This is a genomic window from Mesorhizobium sp. B2-3-7, from assembly GCF_006442695.1.
In the GTDB taxonomy this organism is placed as follows: Bacteria; Pseudomonadota; Alphaproteobacteria; order Rhizobiales; family Rhizobiaceae; genus Mesorhizobium.
This window is the reverse complement of sequence record NZ_VFVV01000007.1, coordinates 135,832-159,234: the sequence shown is the minus strand read 5'-3', so window position 1 is coordinate 159,234 and position 23,403 is coordinate 135,832. Positions and strand designations below refer to the sequence as shown.

At 63.4% G+C, this 23,403-nt stretch carries 31 protein-coding genes; 20 read left to right on the top strand and 11 right to left on the bottom strand.

Going from position 1 to position 23,403, the window contains the following annotated elements:
• Window positions 1-134 precede the first annotated feature (134 nt).
• Window positions 135-359 (bottom strand): hypothetical protein, encoded by a 225-nt coding sequence (locus FJ940_RS15690; RefSeq protein WP_140516868.1) that lies wholly within the window; start codon window positions 357-359, stop codon window positions 135-137.
• 325 nt (window positions 360-684) lie between these two features.
• Between FJ940_RS15690 and FJ940_RS15685 the strand changes: the two genes are divergently transcribed.
• From FJ940_RS15685 to FJ940_RS15670, 5 genes are all read left to right on the top strand, one after another.
• A complete protein-coding gene (locus FJ940_RS15685) occupies window positions 685-891 on the top strand; it encodes a cold-shock protein (RefSeq protein WP_140495998.1) in 207 nt (68 codons plus the stop codon).
• Window positions 892-1,059: 168 nt separating this feature from the next.
• Window positions 1,060-1,329, top strand: coding sequence for a hypothetical protein (locus FJ940_RS15680; RefSeq protein ID WP_140516870.1), 270 nt, complete (start codon window positions 1,060-1,062; stop codon window positions 1,327-1,329).
• Window positions 1,326-1,610: a hypothetical protein gene (locus FJ940_RS15675; protein WP_140560619.1), complete on the top strand. Its 285-nt coding sequence runs from the start codon at window positions 1,326-1,328 to the stop codon at window positions 1,608-1,610. Before FJ940_RS15680 ends, FJ940_RS15675 begins: the two co-directional genes overlap by 4 nt.
• Window positions 1,611-1,652: 42 nt before the next feature.
• Window positions 1,653-1,790: a hypothetical protein gene (locus FJ940_RS28490; protein ID WP_181165218.1), complete on the top strand. Its 138-nt coding sequence runs from the start codon at window positions 1,653-1,655 to the stop codon at window positions 1,788-1,790.
• 89 nt (window positions 1,791-1,879) lie between these two features.
• On the top strand, window positions 1,880-2,104 hold the full coding sequence (locus FJ940_RS15670) for a hypothetical protein (RefSeq protein WP_140567053.1): 225 nt from the start codon (window positions 1,880-1,882) through the stop codon (window positions 2,102-2,104).
• 77 nt (window positions 2,105-2,181) lie between these two features.
• On the opposite strand, the gene FJ940_RS15665 is transcribed toward FJ940_RS15670, so the two are convergent.
• Complete coding sequence (locus tag FJ940_RS15665) at window positions 2,182-2,586, bottom strand: Kazal-type serine protease inhibitor (protein ID WP_140567056.1); 405 nt, start codon at window positions 2,584-2,586, stop codon at window positions 2,182-2,184.
• Window positions 2,587-3,167: 581 nt separating this feature from the next.
• Between FJ940_RS15665 and FJ940_RS15660 the strand changes: the two genes are divergently transcribed.
• From FJ940_RS15660 to FJ940_RS15650, 3 genes are all read left to right on the top strand, one after another.
• Complete coding sequence (locus FJ940_RS15660; protein ID WP_006202520.1) at window positions 3,168-3,380, top strand: cold-shock protein; 213 nt, start codon at window positions 3,168-3,170, stop codon at window positions 3,378-3,380.
• Between the two features lie 323 nt (window positions 3,381-3,703).
• On the top strand, window positions 3,704-3,916 hold the full coding sequence (locus FJ940_RS15655) for a cold-shock protein (protein WP_006202521.1): 213 nt from the start codon (window positions 3,704-3,706) through the stop codon (window positions 3,914-3,916).
• Window positions 3,917-4,106: 190 nt separating this feature from the next.
• Window positions 4,107-4,529, top strand: a complete 423-nt coding sequence (locus FJ940_RS15650; protein ID WP_140516874.1) for a BA14K family protein — start codon at window positions 4,107-4,109, stop codon at window positions 4,527-4,529.
• A gap of 87 nt (window positions 4,530-4,616) precedes the next feature.
• Here the strand turns inward: FJ940_RS15650 and FJ940_RS15645 are convergent, their stop codons facing one another.
• From FJ940_RS15645 to FJ940_RS15635, 3 genes are all read right to left on the bottom strand, one after another.
• Window positions 4,617-5,255 carry an MBL fold metallo-hydrolase gene (locus FJ940_RS15645; RefSeq protein WP_140496004.1) on the bottom strand — a complete coding sequence of 213 codons (639 nt, stop codon included), beginning with the start codon at window positions 5,253-5,255 and terminating at the stop codon, window positions 4,617-4,619.
• A gap of 170 nt (window positions 5,256-5,425) precedes the next feature.
• Window positions 5,426-5,740: a hypothetical protein gene (locus tag FJ940_RS15640; RefSeq protein ID WP_140496005.1), complete on the bottom strand. Its 315-nt coding sequence runs from the start codon at window positions 5,738-5,740 to the stop codon at window positions 5,426-5,428.
• 146 nt (window positions 5,741-5,886) lie between these two features.
• A complete protein-coding gene (locus FJ940_RS15635; RefSeq protein WP_140657087.1) occupies window positions 5,887-6,780 on the bottom strand; it encodes a branched-chain amino acid aminotransferase in 894 nt (297 codons plus the stop codon).
• A gap of 258 nt (window positions 6,781-7,038) precedes the next feature.
• On the opposite strand from FJ940_RS15635, the gene FJ940_RS15630 reads away from it, so the two are divergent.
• The 4 genes from FJ940_RS15630 to FJ940_RS15615 all read left to right on the top strand — a co-directional run bounded on the left by FJ940_RS15630 (window position 7,039) and on the right by FJ940_RS15615 (window position 11,013).
• On the top strand, window positions 7,039-7,572 hold the full coding sequence (locus FJ940_RS15630; protein WP_181165219.1) for a MarR family transcriptional regulator: 534 nt from the start codon (window positions 7,039-7,041) through the stop codon (window positions 7,570-7,572).
• Window positions 7,559-8,278 carry a response regulator transcription factor gene (locus FJ940_RS15625; RefSeq protein ID WP_140496007.1) on the top strand — a complete coding sequence of 240 codons (720 nt, stop codon included), beginning with the start codon at window positions 7,559-7,561 and terminating at the stop codon, window positions 8,276-8,278. Before FJ940_RS15630 ends, FJ940_RS15625 begins: the two co-directional genes overlap by 14 nt.
• Before the next feature lie 48 nt (window positions 8,279-8,326).
• Complete coding sequence (locus FJ940_RS15620) at window positions 8,327-9,742, top strand: ATP-binding protein (protein WP_140567059.1); 1,416 nt, start codon at window positions 8,327-8,329, stop codon at window positions 9,740-9,742.
• Window positions 9,743-9,990: 248 nt separating this feature from the next.
• Complete coding sequence (locus FJ940_RS15615; RefSeq protein WP_140496009.1) at window positions 9,991-11,013, top strand: glycosyltransferase family 1 protein; 1,023 nt, start codon at window positions 9,991-9,993, stop codon at window positions 11,011-11,013.
• A 13-nt stretch (window positions 11,014-11,026) separates the two neighbouring features.
• On the opposite strand, the gene FJ940_RS15610 is transcribed toward FJ940_RS15615, so the two are convergent.
• From FJ940_RS15610 to FJ940_RS15600, 3 genes are all read right to left on the bottom strand, one after another.
• Complete coding sequence (locus tag FJ940_RS15610) at window positions 11,027-11,386, bottom strand: tRNA-binding protein (RefSeq protein ID WP_140496010.1); 360 nt, start codon at window positions 11,384-11,386, stop codon at window positions 11,027-11,029.
• Between the two features lie 16 nt (window positions 11,387-11,402).
• The gene (locus FJ940_RS15605; protein ID WP_127855850.1) at window positions 11,403-11,903 is read right to left on the bottom strand and encodes a YbjN domain-containing protein; all 501 of its coding nucleotides are present in this window, start codon (window positions 11,901-11,903) and stop codon (window positions 11,403-11,405) included.
• A gap of 316 nt (window positions 11,904-12,219) precedes the next feature.
• A complete protein-coding gene (locus FJ940_RS15600; protein WP_140496011.1) occupies window positions 12,220-12,522 on the bottom strand; it encodes an accessory factor UbiK family protein in 303 nt (100 codons plus the stop codon).
• 214 nt (window positions 12,523-12,736) lie between these two features.
• Between FJ940_RS15600 and FJ940_RS15595 the strand changes: the two genes are divergently transcribed.
• The 7 genes from FJ940_RS15595 to FJ940_RS15565 all read left to right on the top strand — a co-directional run bounded on the left by FJ940_RS15595 (window position 12,737) and on the right by FJ940_RS15565 (window position 19,213).
• On the top strand, window positions 12,737-12,976 hold the full coding sequence (locus FJ940_RS15595; RefSeq protein ID WP_031250360.1) for a BrnA antitoxin family protein: 240 nt from the start codon (window positions 12,737-12,739) through the stop codon (window positions 12,974-12,976).
• Window positions 12,977-13,107: 131 nt separating this feature from the next.
• Window positions 13,108-13,968 carry a prolipoprotein diacylglyceryl transferase gene (lgt, locus tag FJ940_RS15590; RefSeq protein ID WP_140496012.1) on the top strand — a complete coding sequence of 287 codons (861 nt, stop codon included), beginning with the start codon at window positions 13,108-13,110 and terminating at the stop codon, window positions 13,966-13,968.
• The gene (locus FJ940_RS15585; RefSeq protein WP_140657085.1) at window positions 13,965-15,062 is read left to right on the top strand and encodes a class I SAM-dependent methyltransferase; all 1,098 of its coding nucleotides are present in this window, start codon (window positions 13,965-13,967) and stop codon (window positions 15,060-15,062) included. Before lgt ends, FJ940_RS15585 begins: the two co-directional genes overlap by 4 nt.
• A gap of 357 nt (window positions 15,063-15,419) precedes the next feature.
• On the top strand, window positions 15,420-16,214 hold the full coding sequence (gene pgeF / locus FJ940_RS15580; RefSeq protein ID WP_140556078.1) for a peptidoglycan editing factor PgeF: 795 nt from the start codon (window positions 15,420-15,422) through the stop codon (window positions 16,212-16,214).
• Window positions 16,214-17,365, top strand: coding sequence for a Xaa-Pro peptidase family protein (locus tag FJ940_RS15575; protein WP_140516886.1), 1,152 nt, complete (start codon window positions 16,214-16,216; stop codon window positions 17,363-17,365). Before pgeF ends, FJ940_RS15575 begins: the two co-directional genes overlap by 1 nt.
• Window positions 17,366-17,408: 43 nt before the next feature.
• Window positions 17,409-18,038: a hypothetical protein gene (locus FJ940_RS15570; protein ID WP_140657083.1), complete on the top strand. Its 630-nt coding sequence runs from the start codon at window positions 17,409-17,411 to the stop codon at window positions 18,036-18,038.
• 239 nt (window positions 18,039-18,277) lie between these two features.
• Window positions 18,278-19,213: a ribose-phosphate pyrophosphokinase gene (locus tag FJ940_RS15565; RefSeq protein WP_140496017.1), complete on the top strand. Its 936-nt coding sequence runs from the start codon at window positions 18,278-18,280 to the stop codon at window positions 19,211-19,213.
• A gap of 117 nt (window positions 19,214-19,330) precedes the next feature.
• Here FJ940_RS15565 and FJ940_RS15560 read toward each other — a convergent pair whose 3' ends face one another.
• A complete protein-coding gene (locus FJ940_RS15560) occupies window positions 19,331-20,200 on the bottom strand; it encodes a helix-turn-helix transcriptional regulator (protein WP_140496018.1) in 870 nt (289 codons plus the stop codon).
• 151 nt (window positions 20,201-20,351) lie between these two features.
• Here FJ940_RS15560 and FJ940_RS15555 point away from each other — a divergent pair, with 151 nt between their 5' ends.
• The gene (locus tag FJ940_RS15555; protein ID WP_140666080.1) at window positions 20,352-21,575 is read left to right on the top strand and encodes an MFS transporter; all 1,224 of its coding nucleotides are present in this window, start codon (window positions 20,352-20,354) and stop codon (window positions 21,573-21,575) included.
• A 40-nt stretch (window positions 21,576-21,615) separates the two neighbouring features.
• On the opposite strand, the gene FJ940_RS15550 is transcribed toward FJ940_RS15555, so the two are convergent.
• Window positions 21,616-22,374: an ABC transporter ATP-binding protein gene (locus tag FJ940_RS15550; protein WP_140516892.1), complete on the bottom strand. Its 759-nt coding sequence runs from the start codon at window positions 22,372-22,374 to the stop codon at window positions 21,616-21,618.
• A gap of 17 nt (window positions 22,375-22,391) precedes the next feature.
• The gene (locus tag FJ940_RS15545; protein ID WP_140657079.1) at window positions 22,392-23,390 is read right to left on the bottom strand and encodes an ABC transporter substrate-binding protein; all 999 of its coding nucleotides are present in this window, start codon (window positions 23,388-23,390) and stop codon (window positions 22,392-22,394) included.
• Between the last annotated feature and the right edge of the window lie 13 nt (window positions 23,391-23,403).

Here is a 23,403-nt window from a genome sequence, read left to right as displayed (position 1 = left end):
CACCCGCCGCTCGTCTCTGATCTCTGTTAATGGGAAACCTGCCGTGTTTGTCCGCCTGCCGCGATCTAGGCCATTGGCGCGGCGGGTTCAAGGCTTTGCTTGGTTTCTTGCGCTTGCCATCGGCGCGGACAAGATCAAATCAGCCGGTTGGTCTCAGCCGTCTGCCTGGCGCGCCGAACCGTTCCGTCAGTATCGGCGATCGTCCGCCTTTCCGCCTCGTCGCTCCTGACGGTCAGCCGCGCCGACTTGACGATCATAGGTTTGCCGGTACGCCCGATGGCGACGGCATATGCAGTGGCCGGCCTGATGGGCGGGTTGATCGCTGTGGTATTGCCTCGTGAGCTTCTCGCAGAAACCATGGTTTTTGTCCTTTTTTTGGAGAAATAAAACGCAAATTTCGGGAGCGGACCCCAAAATGATTTTTTGAGAATTTTTGGAAAATATCATCAAACCATAGCAGAGTTTTTCAAATTAACGCAGCAATCTTTTTCCTTTGGCTTACTTATTTTTCCAAATCTTCTTGAAAACTATGCAAAGTCGAGCTACATATATATGAGCGTTTGGGCCAGAATTGGCATTTCGCGGCGTCAGAGGTTCTCGACCCGCCAATCTCATTCCAAATCATCGATATCGGCAACGCGGCGCATTTGCTCCGCGACCGTTCTCATTCTTCGAAAGACACCCATGAACACCGGAACCGTGAAATTCTACAATGGCCAGAAGGGTTTTGGCTTCATTCAACCAACCGACGGCGGTAAGGACGTTTTCGTCCATGTCAGCGCATTGGAACGCGCGGGCTTTCCTGGCCTCGCCGAAGGCCAGAAGCTGCAATTCGAGTTGGAGCGTGATGCCAAGGGCCGCGAGTCGGCCGCCAATTTGCAACTGATCTGATCCGGCCGAATTCGATGACCGCTGACCACGGATGTACTGGCAGCTCTCGAAAATGGCTTATTTCCAGCGATTGCCGGAAATAGGAAAGCGGGGCTCGTCCCCGCTTTTTTGCTTTGAGGCTCTCCGCCTCGCATGTCGCCACAGGGCTTAAAACATCAAGGCAGGACAATGCCGGACCGCACGACCCATTCCGTCGCACATTTCATGGCTCCTTTCGTACTCGGCGGGCTGGAAGGGCAACTGCCGGCGGGCGACTACGACATCGATCACGACGAAGAGCTGATCGAGGGCATGTCGCGGCTTGCCTGGCGCCGCGTCGCCACCTTCATCCATTTGCCGGCAAGAGCGGTGAAAAACCCGACCACCAGTCAACTCGTCGCCATCGATTACCTGGACCTCGAAACAGCGCTGAAGCGCGACAGGGAGAATGCAGCATGATCCGTTTCCAGCAGAATGCGCGTCCGCGCACCGACACGCCCTCGCATCTCTTCGCGGTCGGCCAGACCGTGCGCATGAAGAGCCGCACAGGGCTCCTCAACAAGACTGCGGAGCTGTTCGAGATCAAGAGCAGGCTGCCGGTCAAGGACGGCTCCCCGCAGTACCGCATCCGCAGCGAGCAGGAGACCCACGAGCGGGTCACCACGGAAGACAATCTCGAACCAGCCGACAATCCGATTGGTACCGACAATCCGATCGTTGGCAACGATCCGGCGGTCTGAGACCCCGGCGACGCCAGACCACCAGCACGAGGAGCAGACAAGATGGCCAAGGGTCAACAGCGCAGCAACCGCGAAACACGCAAGCCCAAGAAGGATAAGGTGGTGGCCAAGCCCGCCTCCCCGTTCGGCTCGTCGGTCAAGCAGGCCGAGAGCGGCCTGAAGCCGAAATCGAAGAGCTGATCGCGGACGACTTCTTCCGCGCCCATCCCTGCCGCAGAATCTCCTGCCGGAGAATCTCCCTGGCGGAACAACGCACCATGGAGGCGTCCTTGAATTTCGTCATCGAGTTTTACCGATCGCGCGAAGCCGAGGAAGCGACGCTCGACAAGGTGTCGCTGGAAGCCCCTACCCTGCGCGCAGCCTGGCAGGGCGCCACCGCGCTCTTCCATACGCTCGCAATGCCGCAAATCCCCGACCGCGTGCGCATCTGCGATGAGCACGGCAGCGAGCTTTACGCCGGGCCGGCCGACGGCGCCTATCCATCCGCGTTGTGACCGTCACACGTCCCCGAAATTTGTTTTAGACGGCATCCGCGTTTCCCAAAGTGCGGAAAAGACGAACACCCGGCCTTTCAGCAGCGGCCCCCGCCAACGATGCGGTAGTCGGCGGCGCGTGCCTCGCAGGCGTTGGGGAAGGTTCGCAACTCTCCGCCGCGCCGGGCGCAGACCGGCGCGTATTCGCGGGTGCAGAAAGTCTGCTCGCCGCCACCCTCGCCGCCGTCACGGCAGGGACCGTCGCGCACGATGCGATAACCCGCCCGGTCGGCAAGACAGGCATTGGCGAAGGTCTGGCGGTCGTCACCGCGCCTGGCGCAGACGGGCTCGTACTGCTTGGTGCAGAATTGCGGTCCCGGCCGCGGCGGCCGTGGCCGCGGTCCCGGGCCGTCGTCGACGACCACTGTACAGGCGGCAAGAACAGCCGACAGGAACAGGACGACAAAACCCTGTCGCGAGAAGATTGCCGCAAGAAACCTCATGATCGTCTCTCCCTCGATCCTCGCCTCGCTGCGTGCCGCTCCAAATACGCAGCTGTTCGGGACAATGATATTCACGAAGCAAAGGCTCAAACCAGTCGCGCTGTTGCGATCCTCCGCATTCCATCGCCGATTGCAACCCTCGTTTGCAGCCGGCTGCTAAAAAGAACGTCGCCTGGATTATCCCGGCGCCTCGCACCGCCAGCCGTCGCCGCCGCTGGCCCATGCGTGACGGGGCTGTGGCCGATGACCCCTCAGGCAACGAGGCCTATTTGCGGCGCGTCGATGCTCGGATTGGTCGATTCATGCGTCGGGACGCGCCCATCGGGGGCGGCCCGCGGCGCTATCTTGCAACCTTCACTTTTCCGTGCGATAAATTCCGTGTTCGGGCATTTGCGACCCGGAGAGCGGAACGTTTTGGACGACCTTTCCCCGATACTGTGAATCTCTGACGGCCCCGTTTTTCGGCGGGGGGTTTGACCATGCGCCAATGCATGACTGCCGAAAGCTACCACCGGGAACTGCCCTCGACGCGAGGTGGCGGGCAGGACCATCAAGACTGAACGGGTGAAGGAGTTTCCCCAATGGCCCAGACCGGCACCGTTAAATTCTTCAACGCGACCAAAGGCTTCGGTTTCATCACGCCCGACGGCGGCGCCAAGGACGTATTCGTCCACATTTCCGCGATCGAGGCCTCGGGCCTGCGCACGCTCGTCGACGGCCAGAAAGTCACCTTCGACGTCGAGCCGGATCGCATGGGCAAAGGCCCCAAGGCCGTCAACCTCCGCGCCGCCTGAGCCATCGGCCAAGCCGCACGCCCTTCCTGGCCGTGCGACTGAGGCTCCGAAGCTTGAATGACTTCGGAAGAGGCAAACGAATTTTGAAGGCGCGGCGATTTTCGTCGCGCCTTTTTCATGTCGCAGCGCAGCAAAAATGCTGTCGCCCCAAAGTGGATCCGGTGTCGGGTCAACGACATGCATCATAATGAAAACTTAAAGCGCGACGCGCTTTAAGTGCCCGCAAAACTTTCTCTTGCCGATGACGCTAAAATAAAGGACAAATTTCCATTCGGGCATTTGCCGGCCCGAGACTGGAGTTTATGGGATCAAAGGAGCTTCCCATGCCGCAGACCGGCACCGTCAAATTCTTCAACCATGCCAAAGGGTTCGGCTTCATCACACCGGATGATGGCGCGAAGGATGTCTTCGTTCATATTTCGGCCGTGCAGGCGTCGGGTCTTCCCGGTCTTGAGGATGGGCAGAAAGTGACATTCGACACCGAGCCTGACAAGCGCGGCAAGGGTCCCAAGGCCGTCAACCTGTCGATCGGCTGAGCCCGCTCCGGAACGGCGGCTGTTCTGGCAGGACAGCTTCGCTCCCTGGAGCGTTCGATAGTTGATGCCCGTGCCCTCCGGTCAGGCAAAAATTCGTTCAGCCCCCGTTCAGCCACGGTCTCATATTAATCTTTCGTAAAGCCGGACCGCATCCCCGGAATTCTTACGGGCCGGCACGAAGGAGATCGACATGAACCGAATTTTCAAGACAGCCGTGCTGTCCGCCGCAGTGGTTGCCACCACGTTCGCGGCCTTGCCCGCGGCCAATGCGGGCGATTGGCGTCACCGCCACCATCATGACCATGGCGATGCCATTGCCGCCGGCGTCCTCGGCCTCGCGGCCGGCGCGCTGATCGGCGGTGCGTTGGCCAACCAGCAGCCGCCGCCCCGCGACTACTACGATGATGGCTATTACGATCGCGATGTGCGGATTCGCCCGGCGCCGGTCCGCCGCTACTATGCCGAACCGCAAGTGGTCTACGCCGACCGCTATGCCGAACCGTGGACGCGCGGCTGGTACGACTATTGCTCCGACCGGTACCGCACCTTCAACGCCCGCACCGGCACCTTCACCGGCAATGACGGCGAGCAGCATTTCTGCACCGCTAACTGATCAAGGGCTTCCCTGCCTCAACAAAAGCGCTGACCGCAAGGCCGGCGCTTTTTTGTCAAGCCGGCACCGGCTTCGGCGCGACGCGCTTCACGTCAAAAACGGATTGCTCCGCCGCTCCTCGCCGAAACGCCCGCCCGGACCGTGGCCGCAGATGAAGCCGATGTCGTCGCCGAGCGGCAAAAGCTTGTCCTTGATCGAGGCGATGAGTGCCGCATGATCGCCGCCCGGCAGGTCGGTGCGCCCGATCGAGCCGCGAAACAGCACGTCCCCGACATGGGCGAATTTGGCCGCGCGGTTGTAATAGACGACATGGCCGGGCGCGTGGCCGGGGCAATGCAGCACCTCGAAGAGATGCGAGCCGAACGAGACCGTCTCGCCTTCGGTGAGAAACCGGTCGGGCACGCAGTTGCGCACGCCGGCAATGCCATAGCGCTCGCCCTGGTTCTCAAGATTGTCGAGCAACATCCTGTCGGCCTCGTGCGGGCCGATGATCTCGACACCGAGCGCTTCCTTCAACTCCATCGCGCCGCCGGCATGGTCGATATGACCATGCGTGATCCAGATCGCGCCGGCCGATATCGCATTGTCCTTCAGCGCCGCCAGCACCTTGTCGATATCGCCGCCCGGATCGACGACGACACCGTGCTTGTCGTCCATGTCGAACAGGATCGTGCAATTCTGCTGGAAAGGCGTGACCGGCACGATGCCGGCATTGAGCTGACCCATGATCGTCCTTTCGATGTTCACGCCGTGATGTAGAGGCGCGAGCGAAGGGCGTCCACCCTTGGGATCGGTCGTTCCAAAGCGCGTCGCGTCGAAACGCATTCATGCGGCGCGCTCTGGAAACAGAAATGGGCGGCCGAAGCCGCCCATTTGGCCAGCCCGAGATCGCAGGCTTACTTCTTCATGGCGCCCATGACCGCGCCGATAATGCCGGTCAGGATCGCGCCGCCGCCGGCGCCGCCGACGATGTTCTGCAGGTTGAGCGCGCTGCCCAGACCACTCGTCGCTGCCGCAGCCGCTGCCGGATCGACTGTGCCGCCGAGCAGGCTGCCGAGGATCGCCGCGCCGCCGACGCCGCCAATGGCGCCGCCCAGGATCTTGGGAAGCTGCCCCAGCGCCGCCGTCTTGATCGCCGCGCCGACCGCCTGACCACCGATGATGCCTGTAATGATCTGAACGATGATCGGAAGAAGCGTATTCATGTCCATCTTACCAGTCCCTCCATAGCTGCCAGCCTCCCGGGCCGACACCATCATGGAGACGCTGAATTCGGCGAAAGTCAAATGCAGAAACGCTGAAATAAAAGGGGCGGCCCGAAAACCGCCCCTGCTTGCGCGAAAAGCTGTGACTTTCGTTATTCTGCGGCGATCGCGTGCTTCGGCTGAACGGCCGCAGAATAGTCATTCATCAGAGTCTTGGCGATCTCGCCGACCTCGAATCGGTACGGCCCGATCTCCGAAACCGGGGTCACTTCCGCTGCCGTTCCAGTCAGGAAGCACTGCTCGAAGCCCTCGAGTTCTTCCGGCATGATGGCGCGCTCCACCACCTCCAGGCCGCGGTCCTTGGCGAGGCCGATGACCGTGCGGCGGGTGATGCCGTCGAGGAAGCAGTCCGGCTTTGGCGTGTGGATCCTGCCGTCCTTGACGAAGAAGATGTTGGCGCCGGTGGCTTCCGCGACCTGGCCGCGCCAGTCGAGCATCATGGCGTCGGCATAGCCCTTGGCCTCGGCGGCATGCTTGGACATGGTGCAGATCATATAGAGGCCTGCAGCCTTCGATTTGGACGGCGCCGTGCGCGGGTCGGGCCGGCGCCACTCAGCCATATCGAGACGTATGCCTTTCAGCTTCTGCGCCGGATCGAAGTAGCTAGGCCACTGCCAGATGGCGATGGCGCAATTGATGCGGTTGTTCTGCGCCGAAACGCCCATCTGCTCGCTGCCGCGCCAGGCGATCGGCCTGACATAGGCATCCTTGAAGCCCTGCTTCTTCAGCAGGGTGCCGGAGGCGTCGTTGAGCTCGGCCACCGAATAGGGGATCTTGAAGCCGAGCAGCCGCGCCGATTCATGCAGGCGCTCGGTATGCTCGTTGAGCTTGAAGATCTCGCCGCCATAGGCCCGCTCGCCCTCGAACACCGCGCTGGCATAGTGCAGGCCGTGGGTCAGCACATGGATCTTGGCCTCGCCCCATTGCACGAACTCGCCATTCATCCAGATGAAGCCGTCCAGTTGATCAAAGGGAACGGATGCCATGGTAACCTCCCGCGGGCGGCAGCCCGCATATCGTTGTTCGTTGCGTGCTCTTGTCGGCCGCGCCAACTGGTTGGGGCGCCTGCCGCTGTCTGGAAAGGTAGGCGGATAATCGTGCTCTGGCAAACTCAGGAAGTTCCGGAAAACCCGGCCTGTCTTGCCTTTTCGTTCGCAATCCGCCCAAAACCTTGTCAAAAATTACCATTGCAGGGAAATTACGTCAATAGTACTGACATAATCTTCCCTACTCATGGAGAAAAGATGACGGATCGAAGCCGAGCAGCCGGGACGCCGATCAGGACCGCGATGTCAATCGAGGATGGCATTGATTTCGCCCTCATCGAGCTGTTTTTCTTCGCCTATCGCGATTTCACCTCGGATCCCGATCAGATCCTGGCCGACTATGGCTTCGGCCGCGCCCACCACAGGGTGCTGCATTTCGTCAACCGCAGGCCGGGCCTGACGGTCGCCGAACTGCTCGATGTCTTGAAGATCACCAAGCAGAGCCTGGCGCGCGTGCTGAAGCAGCTGATCGACACCGACCATGTCGTGCAGTTGCAAGGGCCGCGCGATCGTCGCCAGCGCGAACTGTATCCGACCGCCAAGGGCCGCGCGCTGGCGCTGGCGCTGGCACGGCCACAGTCGCGCCGCATCCATGCTGCATTGGAAGATTCCGGAGCCGCCGAACGGACCCAGGTGGAACGCTTCCTCGAAGCAATGGTCAATCCGGAACTGAGAGCCCAGATCGACGTTGGGTCCGCAAAAATGTCAGGGAAAAGCCATGGAGAGCACTGAACGCGCTGATCACGCGGCCGCACCGGACGACGATGCGCCGCATCTGCTTGTGGTCGATGACGACACCCGCATCCGCAACCTGCTCAAGCAATATCTGACCGAAAACGGTTTTCGCGTCACCGTCGCCGGCAATTCGGGCGAGGCCCGGCGCAAGCTCGCCGGCCTCGACTTCGATCTTCTTGTGCTGGATGTGATGATGCCCGGCGAAAACGGCGTCGACCTGACCAAGGCGCTGCGGGCCGAGAAGAACGTGCCGATCCTGATGCTGACGGCGCTATCGGAAACCGACAGCCGCATCACCGGCCTGGAGGCCGGCGCCGACGATTACCTGCCAAAGCCCTTCGATCCGCGCGAATTGATCCTGCGCATAAACAACATCCTGCGCCGCGGCGGCCCTGCGACCACGCCCAAGGTGGAGCAGCTCGTCTTCGGCCCCTACACGTTCCAGATCGCCAGGCGCGAATTGAAGCGTGGCGGCGAGGCGCTGAAGCTGACCGATCGCGAGCAGGAGATACTGGCGATATTCGCCGCGCGCGCCGGCGAAACCATCCCGCGCCACGAACTGGTCGGCGACGAATCGGATGTCGGCGAGCGCACCATCGACGTCCAGATCAATCGGCTGCGCCGCAAGATCGAGCGCGATCCCTCCAATCCGGTCTGGCTGCAGACGGTCCGCGGTATTGGGTATCGGCTCAGCGTCGAATAGACTACCGCCTTCGGCCTGCCTGACGGCCACGGAGCGAGCGAAAGGTGAATGGCGACCACGGAACTGGAACAGCCGGAATCTGACGGCTTGAGCACGCGCTCCACCCGGCTGCTCAAGAGGGTTCCGCGCGTCTGGAACCGGTTCTGGCGCCTCGTTTCGCTCTACATGCCCAAGCGCCTCTACGCGCGCTCGCTGATCATCGTCATCGCGCCGATGATCCTGCTGCAATCGGTGGTCGCCTTCGTCTTCATGGAGCGGCATTGGGCGACCGTTACGCAGCGCCTGTCGCAGGCGACCGTGCGCGACATCGCCGCCATCATCGACCTGATCGAGACCTATCCGCACGACGCCGACTACGCCAACATCATCCGCATCGCCCAGGACCGCATGCAGTTGAAGGTCGACCTCCTGCCGCCCGACCCGCTGCCGCCGCCCGGGCCAAAGCCGTTCTTCTCCATCCTCGACGACGTTCTCTCCGCCGAGATCACCCGCCAGATCAACCGGCCGTTCTGGATCGATACGGTCGGCAACTCCAACATCATCGAGGTGCGCGTCCAGCTCGAAGGCAAGGTGTTGCGCGTCTTCGTGCGCCGCAGCCAGGCCTATGCTTCGAACACGCACATCTTCCTGATCTGGATGGTCGGTACCTCGCTGGTGCTGCTGATGATCGCCATCCCCTTCCTGCGCAACCAGATCCGGCCGATCCTGACGCTGGCCGAAGCCGCCGAAAGCTTCGGCAAGGGCCGGCCGATGCCGCGTGATTTCCGCCCGCGCGGCGCGGAGGAGGTCCGCCGCGCCGGTTTTGCCTTCATCCAGATGCGCGAGCGCATCGAGCGCCAGATCGAACAGCGCACCGCCATGCTCACCGGCGTCAGCCATGACCTCAGGACCATCCTCACCCGCTTCAAGCTGCAGCTGGCGCTGGCGGGCGGCAAGGCCGAGACCAAGGCCGCGCTCAACCAGGACATCGACGACATGCAGTCGATGCTCGAAGGCTATCTTGCCTTCGCCCGCGGCGAGGCCTCGGAAGACACCGGGCGCTTCGATCTCGAAGCCTATTTCCAGAAGCTGAGCGAGGAAGCTCGGTTGCGCAAATGCAAATTGTCGACGACGCTTTCCGGCGATCCGACCGTGCATGTGCGGCCGAACGCCTTCGCCAGGCTGATGTCGAATGTCATCGGCAACGCCTTCCGCTACGCCAAGACGGTGGAAGTGGCCGCCAATCATGGCCGCGGCTCGCTCGTCGTCACCATCGACGATGACGGTCCAGGCATTCCGGCCGAAAAGCGCGAAGAGGTGTTCAAACCCTTCATGCGGCTCGACGAGGCCCGCAATCTCGATGCCAGCGGCACTGGCCTCGGCCTGTCGATCGCCCGCGACATCGCCCGCAGCCATGGCGGCGACATCACGCTCGACGTCAGCCCGCTCGGCGGCTTGCGCGCCGTGATCAAGGTTCCGGCCTGACAGGGATTCAATCGCGGGAAGCGGAAACCGTTTCCGGACGAGGTCATGTTCGGCCGATTTCATTGGCGCGTCATGAAACCATGCTGAAGAGCGCGCATGAAGCGCGCGACCTCACTTGATTCGAGCCCGCCGTCTGACTTCGATCCCGTACCCGCCCGGGTGTGCTGGAGCGAAGCGAGGGCAGCAGGCTGGTCGCCGTCCGGGCATCGGGCCGAGGCAACCGCCGACCTTTCGAGCAAAGGCCCGTCATGCGCATATTGATGGTCACCGACGCCTGGCGCCCACAGGTCAATGGCGTCGTCCACACGCTGGAGCGGCTCACCGAAACACTGAAATCGTTCGATGTCGCGGTGGATTTCCTGACGCCCAACATCTTTCGCACTTTGCCCTTGCCGACCTATCCCGATATCCGCCTGGCGTTGACCACGCCAGGTCATGTCGCGCGCCTGATCGAGGCCTACAAGGCAGACCACATCCACATCGTCACCGAAGGTCCGCTCGGCATCATGGCGCGGCGCTACTGCCGCAATGCCGGCCGGCCGTTTACCACCAGCTACCACACACGCTTTCCTGAATATCTCAGCGCCCGGCTGCCGGTGCCGGAAAGCTGGGCCTATCGCTGGCTGCGCGATTTCCACAATTCCGGCCAAGGCACGCTGGTCGCGACGCAGTCGCTGGCGGATGATCTTGCAGCGCGCGGCTTCAACAAGCTGAGGCCATGGACGCGCGGCGTCGACACCGATCATTTCCGGCCCGACAAGAGGAAGGATCTCGGCTTCCCCGGCCCGTTGTTCCTCTGTGTCGGCCGCGTCGCCATCGAGAAGAACCTCTCCGCCTTCCTCGATCTCGACCTGCCCGGCAGCAAGGTGATTGTCGGCGAGGGCCCGGAACTGGCGAAGCTCAAGGCGCGCTACCCCGCCGCGCATTTTCTTGGCCACCGCCCCAACGATGAACTGGCCGAAATCTACGCCTCGGCCGACGTTTTCGTCTTTCCGAGCCGCACCGACACCTTCGGCAACGTCATCATCGAAGCGCTGGCCAGCGGCACGCCGGTCGCCGCCTTTCCGGTCACGGGACCGATCGACATCGTCGGCGACGGCTTCGGCGGCGCGGTCTCCAACGACCTGCGCGCGGCATCGCTCGCCGCCCTCGATGTCGACCGCGCCCAGGCGCGAGAACGCGCTATGCGCTACAGCTGGAAAGCCTGCGCGGAAATGTTTCTCGATACGGTCCAGGAGGCGCTGGGCACGACGCGGAAGCTGGCCGCCTGACGCTCCCTCTCGGCTAAAACAGCCGCCCGCCGTCCGGCACCTTGCGCTCGATGGCGCCGAGCACCACGGCGCCCTCCTCGTCGGGAAAGCCGAGCGTCAGCACTTCCGACATGAATGGCCCGATCTGGCGCGGCGGAAAATTGACCACCGCGAACACCTGCCGGCCGATCAGCGTCTCGGGCGTATAATATTTGGTGATCTGCGCCGACGATTTCTTCACCCCGATCTCGGGGCCGAAATCGATCTTGAGCTTGAACGCCGGCTTGCGCGCCTGCGGAAACGGTTCGGCCTCGATGATCGTGCCGGCACGGATGTCGACACGATCGAAATCGGCGAAACTGATCTCGGGCTTGCGCTCGCTGCTTGAACTCATGTCGAAGGCATCTTGGTCAGGCGTTGCCGAAAGTCTCGAACAGCACCCCGGCCAGCGCGTCCTTGGCCGATGTGCCGGACCAGACGACGAACTGGAACGCCTGGAAGTAGCATTCGCAGGCCTCCAGCGCCGACGACAGCAGCACCTCCACCTGCTGGCTCGAAGGCTCGACCCCGCCGGCCAGAAGCAGCGACTGGCGGAACATGATCGCGCCTTCCTGCTCCCACAGGTCGAAATGGCCGAACAGCATCTGTTCGTTGATCAGCGACAACAGCCGCATCACTTCCAGCGCGCGCGCCTCCGGCACCTTGATGTCGAAGGCACAGGCCAGATGCAGCGCCTCGAAATCCTCCATCCACGAGAAGGAGACGTGATAGTCGGTCCAGCTTCCGGCGACCGAGATCGAGATTTCGTCGTCGCCGGCCCGTTCGAAGGACCAGTCATTGTTGTGGGCCACCTGCTCAATGACATCCACCGGATGGATTTCGCGGGAGAATTCGAGTTCGAGAAGTTCCATGGAATGCTTCCTGTGTTCAGGGGAGCGCCACACGCTCCGCGGGGCACACACGACGAACAATCTGATCTAGAACTCGGACGGCCAGGACTTCTCGACGCAAAGACCCCAGACCGGACCCCACCGCCCGGCGCATGACCCTGCTCCGAATCATGCAACAAATTCAGTCTATTGATCGGGAGTCGCGTGAACAGCCCAATTTTTCGCGCTGCGTCATTCGCATGTGGAAAGGCGCTGTCACACAGAGTCACGCAATGCCGGTAAGCGATTCACGGCAAAGCGCTTTTCAGGCTGGTGCTTTGTGGAAAAGTTTAACGAATTATTTTTTCGGCCTGGGCTTTGCGGAAGCCGCAGGTGTGGCCTGCCCGGTCAGTTCGGCAAGCCTGGCCTCAAGCGCCTCGATGCGGTCGGCAAGGCGAGCATTCTCTTCCCTGGCCTTGGCGGCCATCTCGCGCGCGGCCTCGAACTCCTCGCGCTGCACCACGTCCATCGAATTCAGGATGCGTTCGGCCTGTCCCTTGAAGGCGGTCTCCACCTCGCGCCGCACGCCCTGCGCGGCGCCCGCGGCATCGGTCATCAGCTTGGCGAATTCGTCGAGAATGCGGTTCGGTCCGGTCGACATGGCAAATCCTCGGTTGCTGAAATTGAGTTAGTAGTGCCGCGCGCCGAATGCAAGAACGTTGAGGGTTGCCGTTCCATCTGCGTTGCTGTGGCGCATGGCAGTGCCATTCCTGTAAGAAGCTCCCGAACGGCGCCAGAGCTGTACTTGAGGGCGCAAGCTCGCCTATTGTGTTCTCGTCTCGTATTGCCTCAAGCACACTTCAGTCAGGTCACCAATGGCAACCCCTCCGCGCCGACCGACCAATCCGATGGCAGCCGCCGAAGCTGCCTTCAAACCGGTGAAGAAGCCGGCACCGCCAATTCGCGAAGCTTCGGCCGCGCCGAACGTCCGCGAGCTTGTTTCGATCCGGATCGACCGGGCCGTGCTCGATCATTTCCAGGAAGATGGCCCCGGCTGGCAGGACAGGATCAACGACGCGTTGCGGCAGTTGGTGGCCGCCAAGCCAAGGGATTGAGCTCACCGCCCGCACGGCGCGATGGGCCTGCAAGCGGTGATCCGATCCGATCTTTGACGCCGACCACCTTGCCTTGACCCCGCCAAAACCCTGCCGCATGGTCCGCGCCAAACGCAACCGAGAGCTCCCCGTTGAACGAATATTTCCTGCTGCCGCTGGCCTCGTTGCCCTTTCCCAACATCGACCCGGTGCTGATTCAGATCGGGCCGCTGGCGGTGCACTGGTACGGCGTCGGCTACATCGTCGGCATCCTGTTCGCCTGGTGGTACGCCAAGCGGCTCGCCGCCAATCCGAAACTCTGGCCCGACGGCATCCTGCCGATGAAGCCGGAGGACCTCGATGATTTCATCATCTGGGCGGCCATCGGCGTCGTGCTGGGCGGGCGCACCGGCTACGTGCTGTTCTATGACCTGCCGCGCTATATCGCGCATCCGCTCGACATCTTCGCCGTCTGGCAGGGCGGCATGTCGTTCCATGGCGGGCTGCTCGGCGTCATCCTCGCCATGACGCTGTTTTCGATCAAGCGCGGCATCCGCACCTGGTCGCTGTTCGACGTCGTGGCCGCTGGCGTGCCGGTCGGTCTTGGCCTCGTGCGCGTCGCCAACTTCATCAACTCCGAGCTCTGGGGCCGGCCAACCGACGTGCCATGGGCGATCGAGTTTCCCAATGGCGGGCCGTTTACCCGCCATCCGAGCCAGCTTTACGAGGCCCTGCTTGAAGGCCTGGTGCTCTTTCTCGTGCTGCGCTTCCTCACCCATTCGCGCCTCAAGCTGAAGACGCCGCGCTTCGTCGGCGGCGCCTTCATCTGCGGCTATGGCCTGTCGCGCATAGCAGTCGAATTCTTCCGCGAGCCCGACCAGCAGCTCGGCTATCTCCTTGGCACCAACTGGCTCACCATGGGTATGATCCTGTCCTCGCCGATGGTGCTGGCCGGCATTTGGGCGATGACGACAGCCAAGCCGGTGCCACAGTCACGGCCGCAGGCGACATGACGCGGCTGAAGGCACGCATCGTCGATCTGATCGAGGCGACGGGGCCGATCCCCGTCAACGAATACATGGCATTGTGCCTGTTCGATCCCGAGGCGGGCTACTACACCACGCGCGAACCGTTCGGCGCCGCCGGCGATTTTATCACCGCGCCGGAGATCAGCCAGATGTTCGGCGAGCTCGTCGCCGTCTGGCTCTACCAGGCCTGGCTAGCGGTCGGCCGGCCGACGCCGGTCACCATCGGCGAGATCGGCCCCGGCCGCGGCACGCTGATGAAGGACGTGCTGCGCACCCTGTCGCGGCTCGAACCGGCACTGGCCAACGACGCTGCGTTCGCCATGATCGAGACCAGCCCGCGCCTGACCGAGGTGCAGAAACAGACGCTCGGCGCCACACCGTTCTCCATTCGCTGGCACGAGACCATCGACACGCTGCCGCCACAGCCGCTTTTCATCGTCGGCAACGAATTGTTCGACGCCATCCCCATCCGCCAGTTCGTCCGCACCGGCACCGGCTGGCGCGAGCGCGTGATCGGCCTCGACGGCGCTGACAATCTTTGCTTCTTCGCCGGCGCCGGCTCGCTCGACCCGACGCTGCTGCCCGCCGATGCCGGCGAGGCGCCGCAAGGCGCGATCGTCGAAGTGGCGCCGGCGCGCAGCGCCCTGATGGCGACCATCGCCGAGCGCATAGCGGCTCACGGCGGCTCCGGCCTGTTTGTCGACTATGGCCATCTGCGGCCGGGTGTCGGCGACACGTTGCAGGCCTTGCGTCGTCATGATCACGAAGATGTGCTGGCCAATCCCGGCGAAGCCGATCTCACCTCCCATGTCGATTTCGCCGCCCTTGCCGGGGTGGTGCGCGCGCATGGTCTCGACGCCCATCTGTCGACGCAGGGCGATTTCCTGCTCGGCCTGGGCATTCTGGAGCGCGCCGGCCGGCTTGGCGCCGATGCCAGCCAGGCGGCTCGCGACAAGATCGCTGGCGATGTCGAACGCCTCGCCGGGCCGCAGGCCATGGGCGACCTGTTCAAGGTGCTTGCCATAGTGCCGCGCGGCGTTGCCGTTCGCCCCTTTGCCCAGGCTCCGAGCTCGGATTGACAAGGCGTGACGACGGCCAGTCCGGTTGTGTCGGTAGCTTTTCATGGCCGGCAACTTCTCATGATAGGAATTTTTTCTTGACAGGGTGAAGGCAACTATGGTAGATATTTGGTTATGGTGCTGAGTTGCGCCAGGGACCCGCCGCACAGGCGGGTTTTTCCGTTCAATGCTCCCTCACCGCGCAGCGGCGAAGGAACCGTTACCCCGGATTGGTTGCGTTGCCCCTTCGCCACGCCGGATTGACTTTTCACCGTCACCCCTCCCAATCTCCCGTCCGGTAAAAGAGCGGCTGAACGCCGGCCGTCTCGCTTCGGACTTTTTCTTGACGAAACCGCCCACACGGACAACAACGCCCACATGCTGAATCAGACCAAACTGGATCCCGTGCGGTCGCCGCTGCTGGACCTGGCGCAGGCACAAGGCATCCGCCACGGTTATTTCACCCGCGTCGGCGGCGTCTCGACCGGCATCTATCAGGGCCTCAACATCGGCACCGGCTCGGATGACGACCAGGCGCTGGTCGCCGAGAACCGCCGCCGTGTCGCCGCCTGGATGGGCGTGCCGGCGGACCATCTCCTGACCGCCTGGCAAATCCATTCGCCTGATGTCGTCGTCGCCAGGGGACCCTTTGCAGGCGAGCGTCCCAAGGCCGACGCCATCGTCACCGACCGGCCGGGCATCGCCATCGGCGCCTCGACCGCCGATTGCGGCCCTGTGCTGTTCGCGGATGCCGCGGCGCGTATCATCGGCGCGGCGCATGCCGGCTGGAAAGGCGCCTTCACGGGGGTGCTCGAGAACACCATTGCCGCCATGGAAAGTCTCGGCGCCAGGCGTGAAAACATCGTCGCCGTGCTCGGCCCCTCGATCGGCCCGGAAAACTACGAGGTCGGGCCTGAATTCGTCGCCCGCTTCGTCGAGGCCGATGGCGAAAATGACAGATATTTCGCGCCTTCGGCGAATCCCGGTCATTCGATGTTCGACCTCAACCGCTACACGGTGGACCGGCTCGACAGGGCGGGTGTGACCGCGCAAGGTCTCGGCCGCTGCACCTATACCGAGGAAGATCTGTTTTACTCCTACCGGCGCACGACGCACCGCAAGGAACCCGATTACGGCCGGCAGATATCGGCAATCGTTTTGGAGAGTGAATAATGGCGCTGCATTTTGAACGATCCGAATTCGACGCGCGCCGCGACCGGCTGGTGATCGAGATGGCCGAGAAGAAGCTCGACGCCATCCTGCTCTTCGCGCAGGAAAGCATGTATTGGCTGACCGGCTACGACACGTTCGGTTTCTGCTTCTTCCAGTGCCTGGTGGTGAAAGCCGACGGGTCCATGGTGTTGCTGACCCGCTCGGCCGACCTGCGTCAGGCGCGCCACACCTCGATCATCGACAACATCGTGCTGTGGACCGATCGCGATGGCGCCAATCCGGCCGTCGACCTGCGCAATCTGCTGAACGAGCTCGACCTGCTCGGCGCCCGCATCGGGGTCGAATACGACACTCATGGGCTGACCGCCTATAATGGCCGCCGCCTCGACGAGCAGCTGCAGACCTTCGGCCAGATCGCCGATGCGTCCGGCATCGTCGGTCGGCTGCGCCTGTTCAAGAGCCCGGCCGAGATCGCCAAGGCCGAGAAGGCGGCGAACCTGGCCGACGACGCGCTGGATGCGGCCTTGCCGCTGATCAAGCAGGGCGGTGACGAGGCGCTGATCCTTGCCGCCATGCAAGGCGCGATCTTTGCCGGCGGCGGCGACTATCCGGCCAACGAATTCATCATCGGCTCCGGCGTCGACGCGCTGCTGTGCCGCTACAAGGCCGGTCGCCGCAAGCTCACCAAGAACGACCAGTTGACGCTCGAATGGGCGGGAGTGTTTCATCACTATCATGCGCCGATGATGCGCACGGTGCTGACCGGCAAGGCCTCGAAGCGTCACCAGGACTTGTTCGACGCGGCCCGTGCCGCGCTGCTGGCGGTCGAGAAGGCGATGACGCCGGGCAACAGTTTCGGCGACGTATTCGACGCGCATGCCCGTGTCATGGAGGCACGTGGACTGACCAAGCATCGGCTGAATGCCTGCGGCTATTCGGTCGGCGCCCGCTTCACCCCGTCCTGGATGGACATGCCGATGTTCTACCAGGGCAATCCCGAGCCGATCGCGCCGAACATGACGTTGTTCGCCCACATGATCATCATGGATTCCGAAACCGAGACGGCGATGACGCTTGGCCGCACCTATCTCACGACCGAATCACAGCCGAAGCCGCTTTCCCGCCATGATCTCGACTTGATCGTACAGTGAATCCACGATGGGAGGCGTTCTTCGCCAAGGAGTTAGAAGGCAAATGAGACGATCGCAGCTGACGACCGTGTCATTGCTCGTGGTCCTGGCGCTCGCCGCCTGCACCAACGCAAAAGACGTCCTCGAACCCTCCGCCATCACCCCGCCCACGGCCGCGGCGCCGGCCACGCCGGCAGCCCAGGGCAGCGCCGCCACCCCGGCGCCCGCTGGCCCTGCCACGACCACGGCGGGCGCTCCAGCAACGACCACGACGTCAGCCACGCCCGCACAGACCGCCGCAATCCTTGCCAGGACGCGCCTGCAGATCGCGCCGATCGTCGGCGCTTCGGTGGAAGCGGCGACGCCGCTGACGGCGGAGTTGCAGACGCGCGCTAGGCAGCGCGGCATCACGCTGGCCGGCAGCGCCGACCAGACCGCGACCCATGTGCTCAAAGGCTATTTCTCGGTGATCTCCGAAGGCAAGGACACCACCGTCATCTATGTGTGGGACGTCTACGATCCCTCGGGCAACCGCCTGCATCGCATCAACGGCCAGCAGAAGGCGGCTTCGGCCAATTCCGGCGCCAGCGGGGGCGGCGACAGTTGGAAAGCGGTGGCGCCAGCCACCATGCAGGCGATCGCCGACCAGACCATCGACCAGTTCGCGGCATGGCTCGGCGGCAAGGCGGGCTAGACCATCGGACCCGAATGGAAACGGCCGCGGGGAAATCCGATGCTTGAACAAGGGGAAGGAGCAGCGGCGCCGGGTCCGCTGCCCGGTGTTGCCCATACGCGATGGCGCGAACATTTCCCAGGATTAGCCGGCGGATTTCCAATCACGGTGCTTGCAATAGCCGCGCGGGCCGCTAAAAGCCCGGTTAAAGGGCGTAGGCGAGTCTGTTGGGGCTCTCCATCCTCCACCAGGAACGGTGCATGAAACTCTTCGCGGGCAATTCCAACAGGGTGCTGGCCGAGGCGGTCGCCCGCTATCTCAACATCCCGCTGGGCAAGGCCAGCGTCAGGCGCTTCGCCGACCAGGAAATCTTCGTCGAGATCCAGGAAAACGTGCGCGGCGAGGATGTCTTCATCCTGCAGTCGACTTCCTTTCCGACCAACGATCACCTGATGGAACTGCTCATCATGATCGACGCCTTCATGCGCTCGTCGGCCAAGCGCATCACGGCGGTGATCCCCTATTTCGGCTATGCCAGGCAGGACCGCCGCGCCTCCGGCCGCACGCCGATCTCGGCCAAGCTGGTCGCCAACATGATCACCCGCGCCGGGGTCGACCGCGTGCTCACGCTCGACCTCCACGCCGGCCAGATCCAGGGCTTCTTCGATATTCCGACCGACAATCTGTTCTCGGTGCCGGTCATGGCCCGCGATGTGAAGGCGAAATACAAGCAGCTCGGCAACGTCGTCGTGGTGTCGCCCGACATTGGTGGCGTGGTGCGTGCACGCGCGCTGGCCAAGCGCTTCGACGCACAGCTCGCCATCGTCGACAAACGCCGCGAGCGTCCCGGCGAATCGGAGGTCATGAACATCATCGGCGCGGTCGCCGGCAAGGACTGCCTGCTGATCGACGACATCGTCGATTCCGGCGGCACGCTGTGCAACGCCGCCGATGCGCTGCTGGCCAACGGCGCCACCAGCGTCACCGCCTATATCACTCATGGTGTGCTGTCGGGCGGCGCGGTCACCCGCATCAGTGGCTCCAAGCTGCAGGAACTGGTGATCACCGATTCCATCCAGCCGACCCAGGGCGTGCTCGACGCCCCCAATATCCGCGTCATCTCGATCGCCGACCTGATGGGCGAAGCCATCTCGCGCACGGCAACCGAGGAATCGGTGTCGAGCCTGTTCGACTAATTGTCGATCCCGGCGGGCGCGTAGCGCAGCAAAACCGATTACAACGTGCAATCAGTGCTCCTGCAAATGGACCTTAGACCGAAGGTTGGCGCATCAGCTTGATGCCATCGGCATGCCTCAAGCGGCGATCGGACCGCCTATGCGCCGCGGGTTTTCGCCGGCATCTCGCGCACCGCGCATATAGCCGCGCGGCGAGGCGCCCAGCATGCGCTTGAACATGGTGATGAAGGCCGGCACGCTGTCATAGCCGAGATCGAGCGCCACCCGGGTGATCGGCTCCCCATCGGCGAGCCTCGGCAGCGCCGCGAACAGGCATGCTTGCTGGCGCCATGTCGACAGCGACAGTCCGGTCTGGCGATGAAAGGCGCGCGTGAAGGAGCGTCGGCTCATGCCGGCGGCGTCCGCCCACTCGTCGATCGTCGCGCGCGGCGACGGTGCCGCCACGAAACGCCGGCACAGCGCCGCCAGCCTGGGATCGGAGGGGAACGGCAGGCCAAGCGGCCGCTCCGGCAAAGTCGGAATTTCGTGCAGCAGGAGATTCATGATCAGCCCGCCACGCCCTTCCAGCACGCCGCCTTGCGGCAGTTTTTCCGATTCAACGATCAGGCTGTGCATCAGGTCGGTGACGCCGACGACGCGCAAGCCTTCCGGCAGTCCGGGGATCGCTCCCGGCATGACATAGACCGAGCGCATCGAGACATCGCCCAGCATCTCGACGGAATGCTCGGTGCCCGCGGGGATCCACATGGCGTGATCGGGCGGCACCATCCAGCGCCCGTGCCGCGTCGTCACCAGCACGACGCCGACCAGCGCATGCAGCAACTGGCTGCGGCTGTGGCGGTGCCGCGGCACATGGTAGCCGTCGGGATATTCGGTCGGCAACGCCACCGCCGGCCCGGCCACTTGCTCCAGCCATAGCCAGCGACGCTCGTGCAACTGCTCGAGGTCGGCATTGCCAGCGTGAAAAATTTCCCTGCCATGCGGCATAAGCTATGGCCCACTTGCGAAACTATTGGACCAAACCACGAAAGAAGTCGTCCCGCAAGCGGCCTATAAGCCATCCGTTCCCAAGGCGGCCGCAGGAGCGTCCGCCAGCTTGCCCGCGGGTATGCCCGCCAAAGAGACTACGGAGCCTGCCTTGACCGATACGACAGCCGTCGCCCCTCCCGCGACCGCCAGCCATGCTTCAGCCCAGGCGACGGCCTTCACCGTCATCCTGGCGGTGAGTTTTTGCCATTGCATCAACGACATCATGCAGTCGCTGCTATCGGCCATCTATCCCCTGTTGAAGGAGAATTACGGCCTCGATTTCTGGCAGATCGGCCTTCTGACCTTCACCTTCCAGGTGACTGCGTCGTTGCTGCAGCCGGTGATCGGCATGATCACCGACAAGCGGCCAATGCCCTATTCCCTGCCCTACGGCATGGCCTCTTCGCTGATCGGCCTGATCGTGCTTGCCTATGCCGGCCACTACACGCTGCTCCTGATCGGCGCTTCGCTGATCGGCATCGGCTCGGCGATCTTCCATCCGGAATCCTCGCGCATCGCCCGCTTCGCCTCAGGCGGCCGCTTCGGCCTGGCGCAGTCGCTGTTCCAGGTCGGTGGCAATTTCGGCCAGTCCATGGGACCGCTGCTGGCGGCATTTATCGTCGTGCCTTTCGGCCAGACCAGCATTTCATGGTTCGCCGTCGGCTCGCTTATCGGCATCGTCGTGTTGTGGCAGGTCGGCGGGTGGTACAGCCGCTTGCGCGCCACACAGGCGAACCGCAAGACGTCCAGTTTCGTCTCGCCCTTCCCGCGCCGCAAGGTGATGGGGGCCCTGGCCGTGCTGACGCTGCTGGTGCTGACCAAGAACGCCTACATCGCCAGCCTATCCAGCTACTACACCTTCTACGCCATCCATAAGTTCGGCGTTTCGGTGCAGATGTCGCAGGTCATGCTGTTCCTGTTCCTCGGCGCCTCGGCGCTGGGCATCCTGCTCGGCGGTCCCTTCGGCGACCGCTACGGACAGAAGGCGATGATCTGGTTCTCCATCGTCGGCGTGCTGCCCTTCACGCTGGCGCTGCCCTACGCCAACATGGAATGGACGATGGTGCTGACGGTGCTGATCGGCCTGATCCTGTCGTCGGCCTTCTCCAACATCGTCGTCTTCGCGCAGGAACTGGTGCCGGGCCGCGTCGGCATGATCGCCGGCATCTTCTTCGGCTTCGCCTTCGGCGTCGGCGGTATCGCCGCCGCCGTGCTCGGTATCGTCGCTGACATGAAGGGCATCGACTTCGTCTTCCAGATCTGTTCGTATTTGCCGTTCCTGGGCCTGTTGACGGTGTTCCTGCCCAATATGAAGGAAGCACGGAAGGCCTAGCCTGGGAAAGCGCCTCGACACGTGCGACCGCGTCGAGGCCTCAGTGCAGGCCGAATTCGCGCAGCAGCTCCTCACGGTGGCGCACGAAGCGGCTTTCGCTGCGATCACGGGGGCGCGGCAGGTCGACGGTGATCAGACGCGCCGCGCCGCCTTTCTCCTTGGGCAGGATCAGCACTCTGTCGGCGAGATAGATCGCCTCCTCCAGATCGTGGGTGACCATGACCATGGTGACGTTTTCCTCGCTCCAGATGCGCGCCAGTTCCTCCTGCATGGAGATCTTGGTCATGGCGTCGAGGGCGCCGAGCGGCTCATCGAGCAGCAGGATCTCGGGCTGCACCGTCAGCGCCCGGGCGATGCCGACGCGTTGCGCCATGCCGCCCGAAAGCTGCCGCGGGTAGGCATCGCTGAACTCGGCAAGACCGACCAATGCTATGTAGAAGCGCGCCCTCTGCTCGGCCTGCGCCTTGGGCACGCCGCGAACTTCGAGGCCGAAGGCGACATTGCTAAGCACGCTCAGCCACGGCAGCAAGCGCGGTTCCTGGAAGATCACCGCCCGCTCCGCGCCGACGCCTTTTATTTGCTTGCCGTCGATCGCAACGGCGCCTTCATCGGCGATCTCTAACCCGGCAAGGATGCGCAGCAATGTCGTCTTGCCCGATCCGCTGGCGCCGACAATGACCAGGCACTCGCCGGAGCGGATGTCGAGATTGAGCGAACGCAGCACGGCGAGCGAGCGCCCGCCGAGCGCAAAGGACTTCGACAGGTCGCGGATCGTGACCTCGCCGCGTGCGGTGGCCATGCTGGGTGCCTCCTTGCTCAATTGGTCTTGCTTTCGCCTGGTCGGTAGAGGATGTCGGCAGCCTTGAGCTTGCCTTTCGGCAGGCGGCCGTCGCGCTCGAGCACAGCCACCCAGAAGTCGATGTCGCGGTCGGTCGCCACCGCCTTCTCACGCAGGCCGAAACCCGTCCAGTAGCGCGCCAGCTCGCCGTTCTCGCCGCGTTTGTCGAGGATTTCGGCCAGCACCTTGCGCGCCTCGTCGGGATTCTGTCGCGACCAGTCGGCCGCACGCGCGGACTGTTCGACGAAGTTCTTGGCGGCGTCGCGATTGGCGACGATGAAATCCCGCCGCAGCACGACGAAGCCGCCAGCGATCTCGCCCAGCACGTCGGCGTCGTTGAACACGCCGCGCACACCGCCATTGGCCACCAGGGCACCGGCGAAAGTCGCCTGCCAGTAGCCGAGCCCGGCGACATCGACCTGATGCGAGCGCAACGTCTGCTCGAGTTGCGGCCCGGGCACCACGACGAGCTTGGCGGCGTCCGGCGGCAGGCCGACGCTGTGCAGCGCTTCACGCACCGCGTAGTCGAGATGGGCGCCGAGCGTGTTGACCGAGATCGTCTTGCCGGCGACGTCCGCGATCGACCTGATCGGGCTGTCCTCCAGCACATAGAAAACACTTTTGACCTGGCTGTTGATGCCGTTGCTCGGATAGGCGGCGACGAAGTCGTTGCCGCCGGCGATCGAGTTGATCACGGCCGGCGTGGCGGCCGAACCCAGGTCGACGCTGCCGGAGGCGAGCGCAAACAGCGATTCCGGGCCGCCGCCGGCATAGCCGACATTCTCGAGCTCGATGCCGAGGCCCTTGAAGTAGCCGAGTTGGTCGGCAAGCTCATGCGGCGAGATGCTGCCGCGGCTGGCGAGATAGCGTATCGTGACGGAAGCGGCCTGCGAGCGCGCGATCGATGGTAGCCCGACGGCGATGATGCCGGCGGCAAGAGGGGCGCGCAGAAGCAGCGAGCGGCGTGTGATGGTCATGATCCGGCCTTTC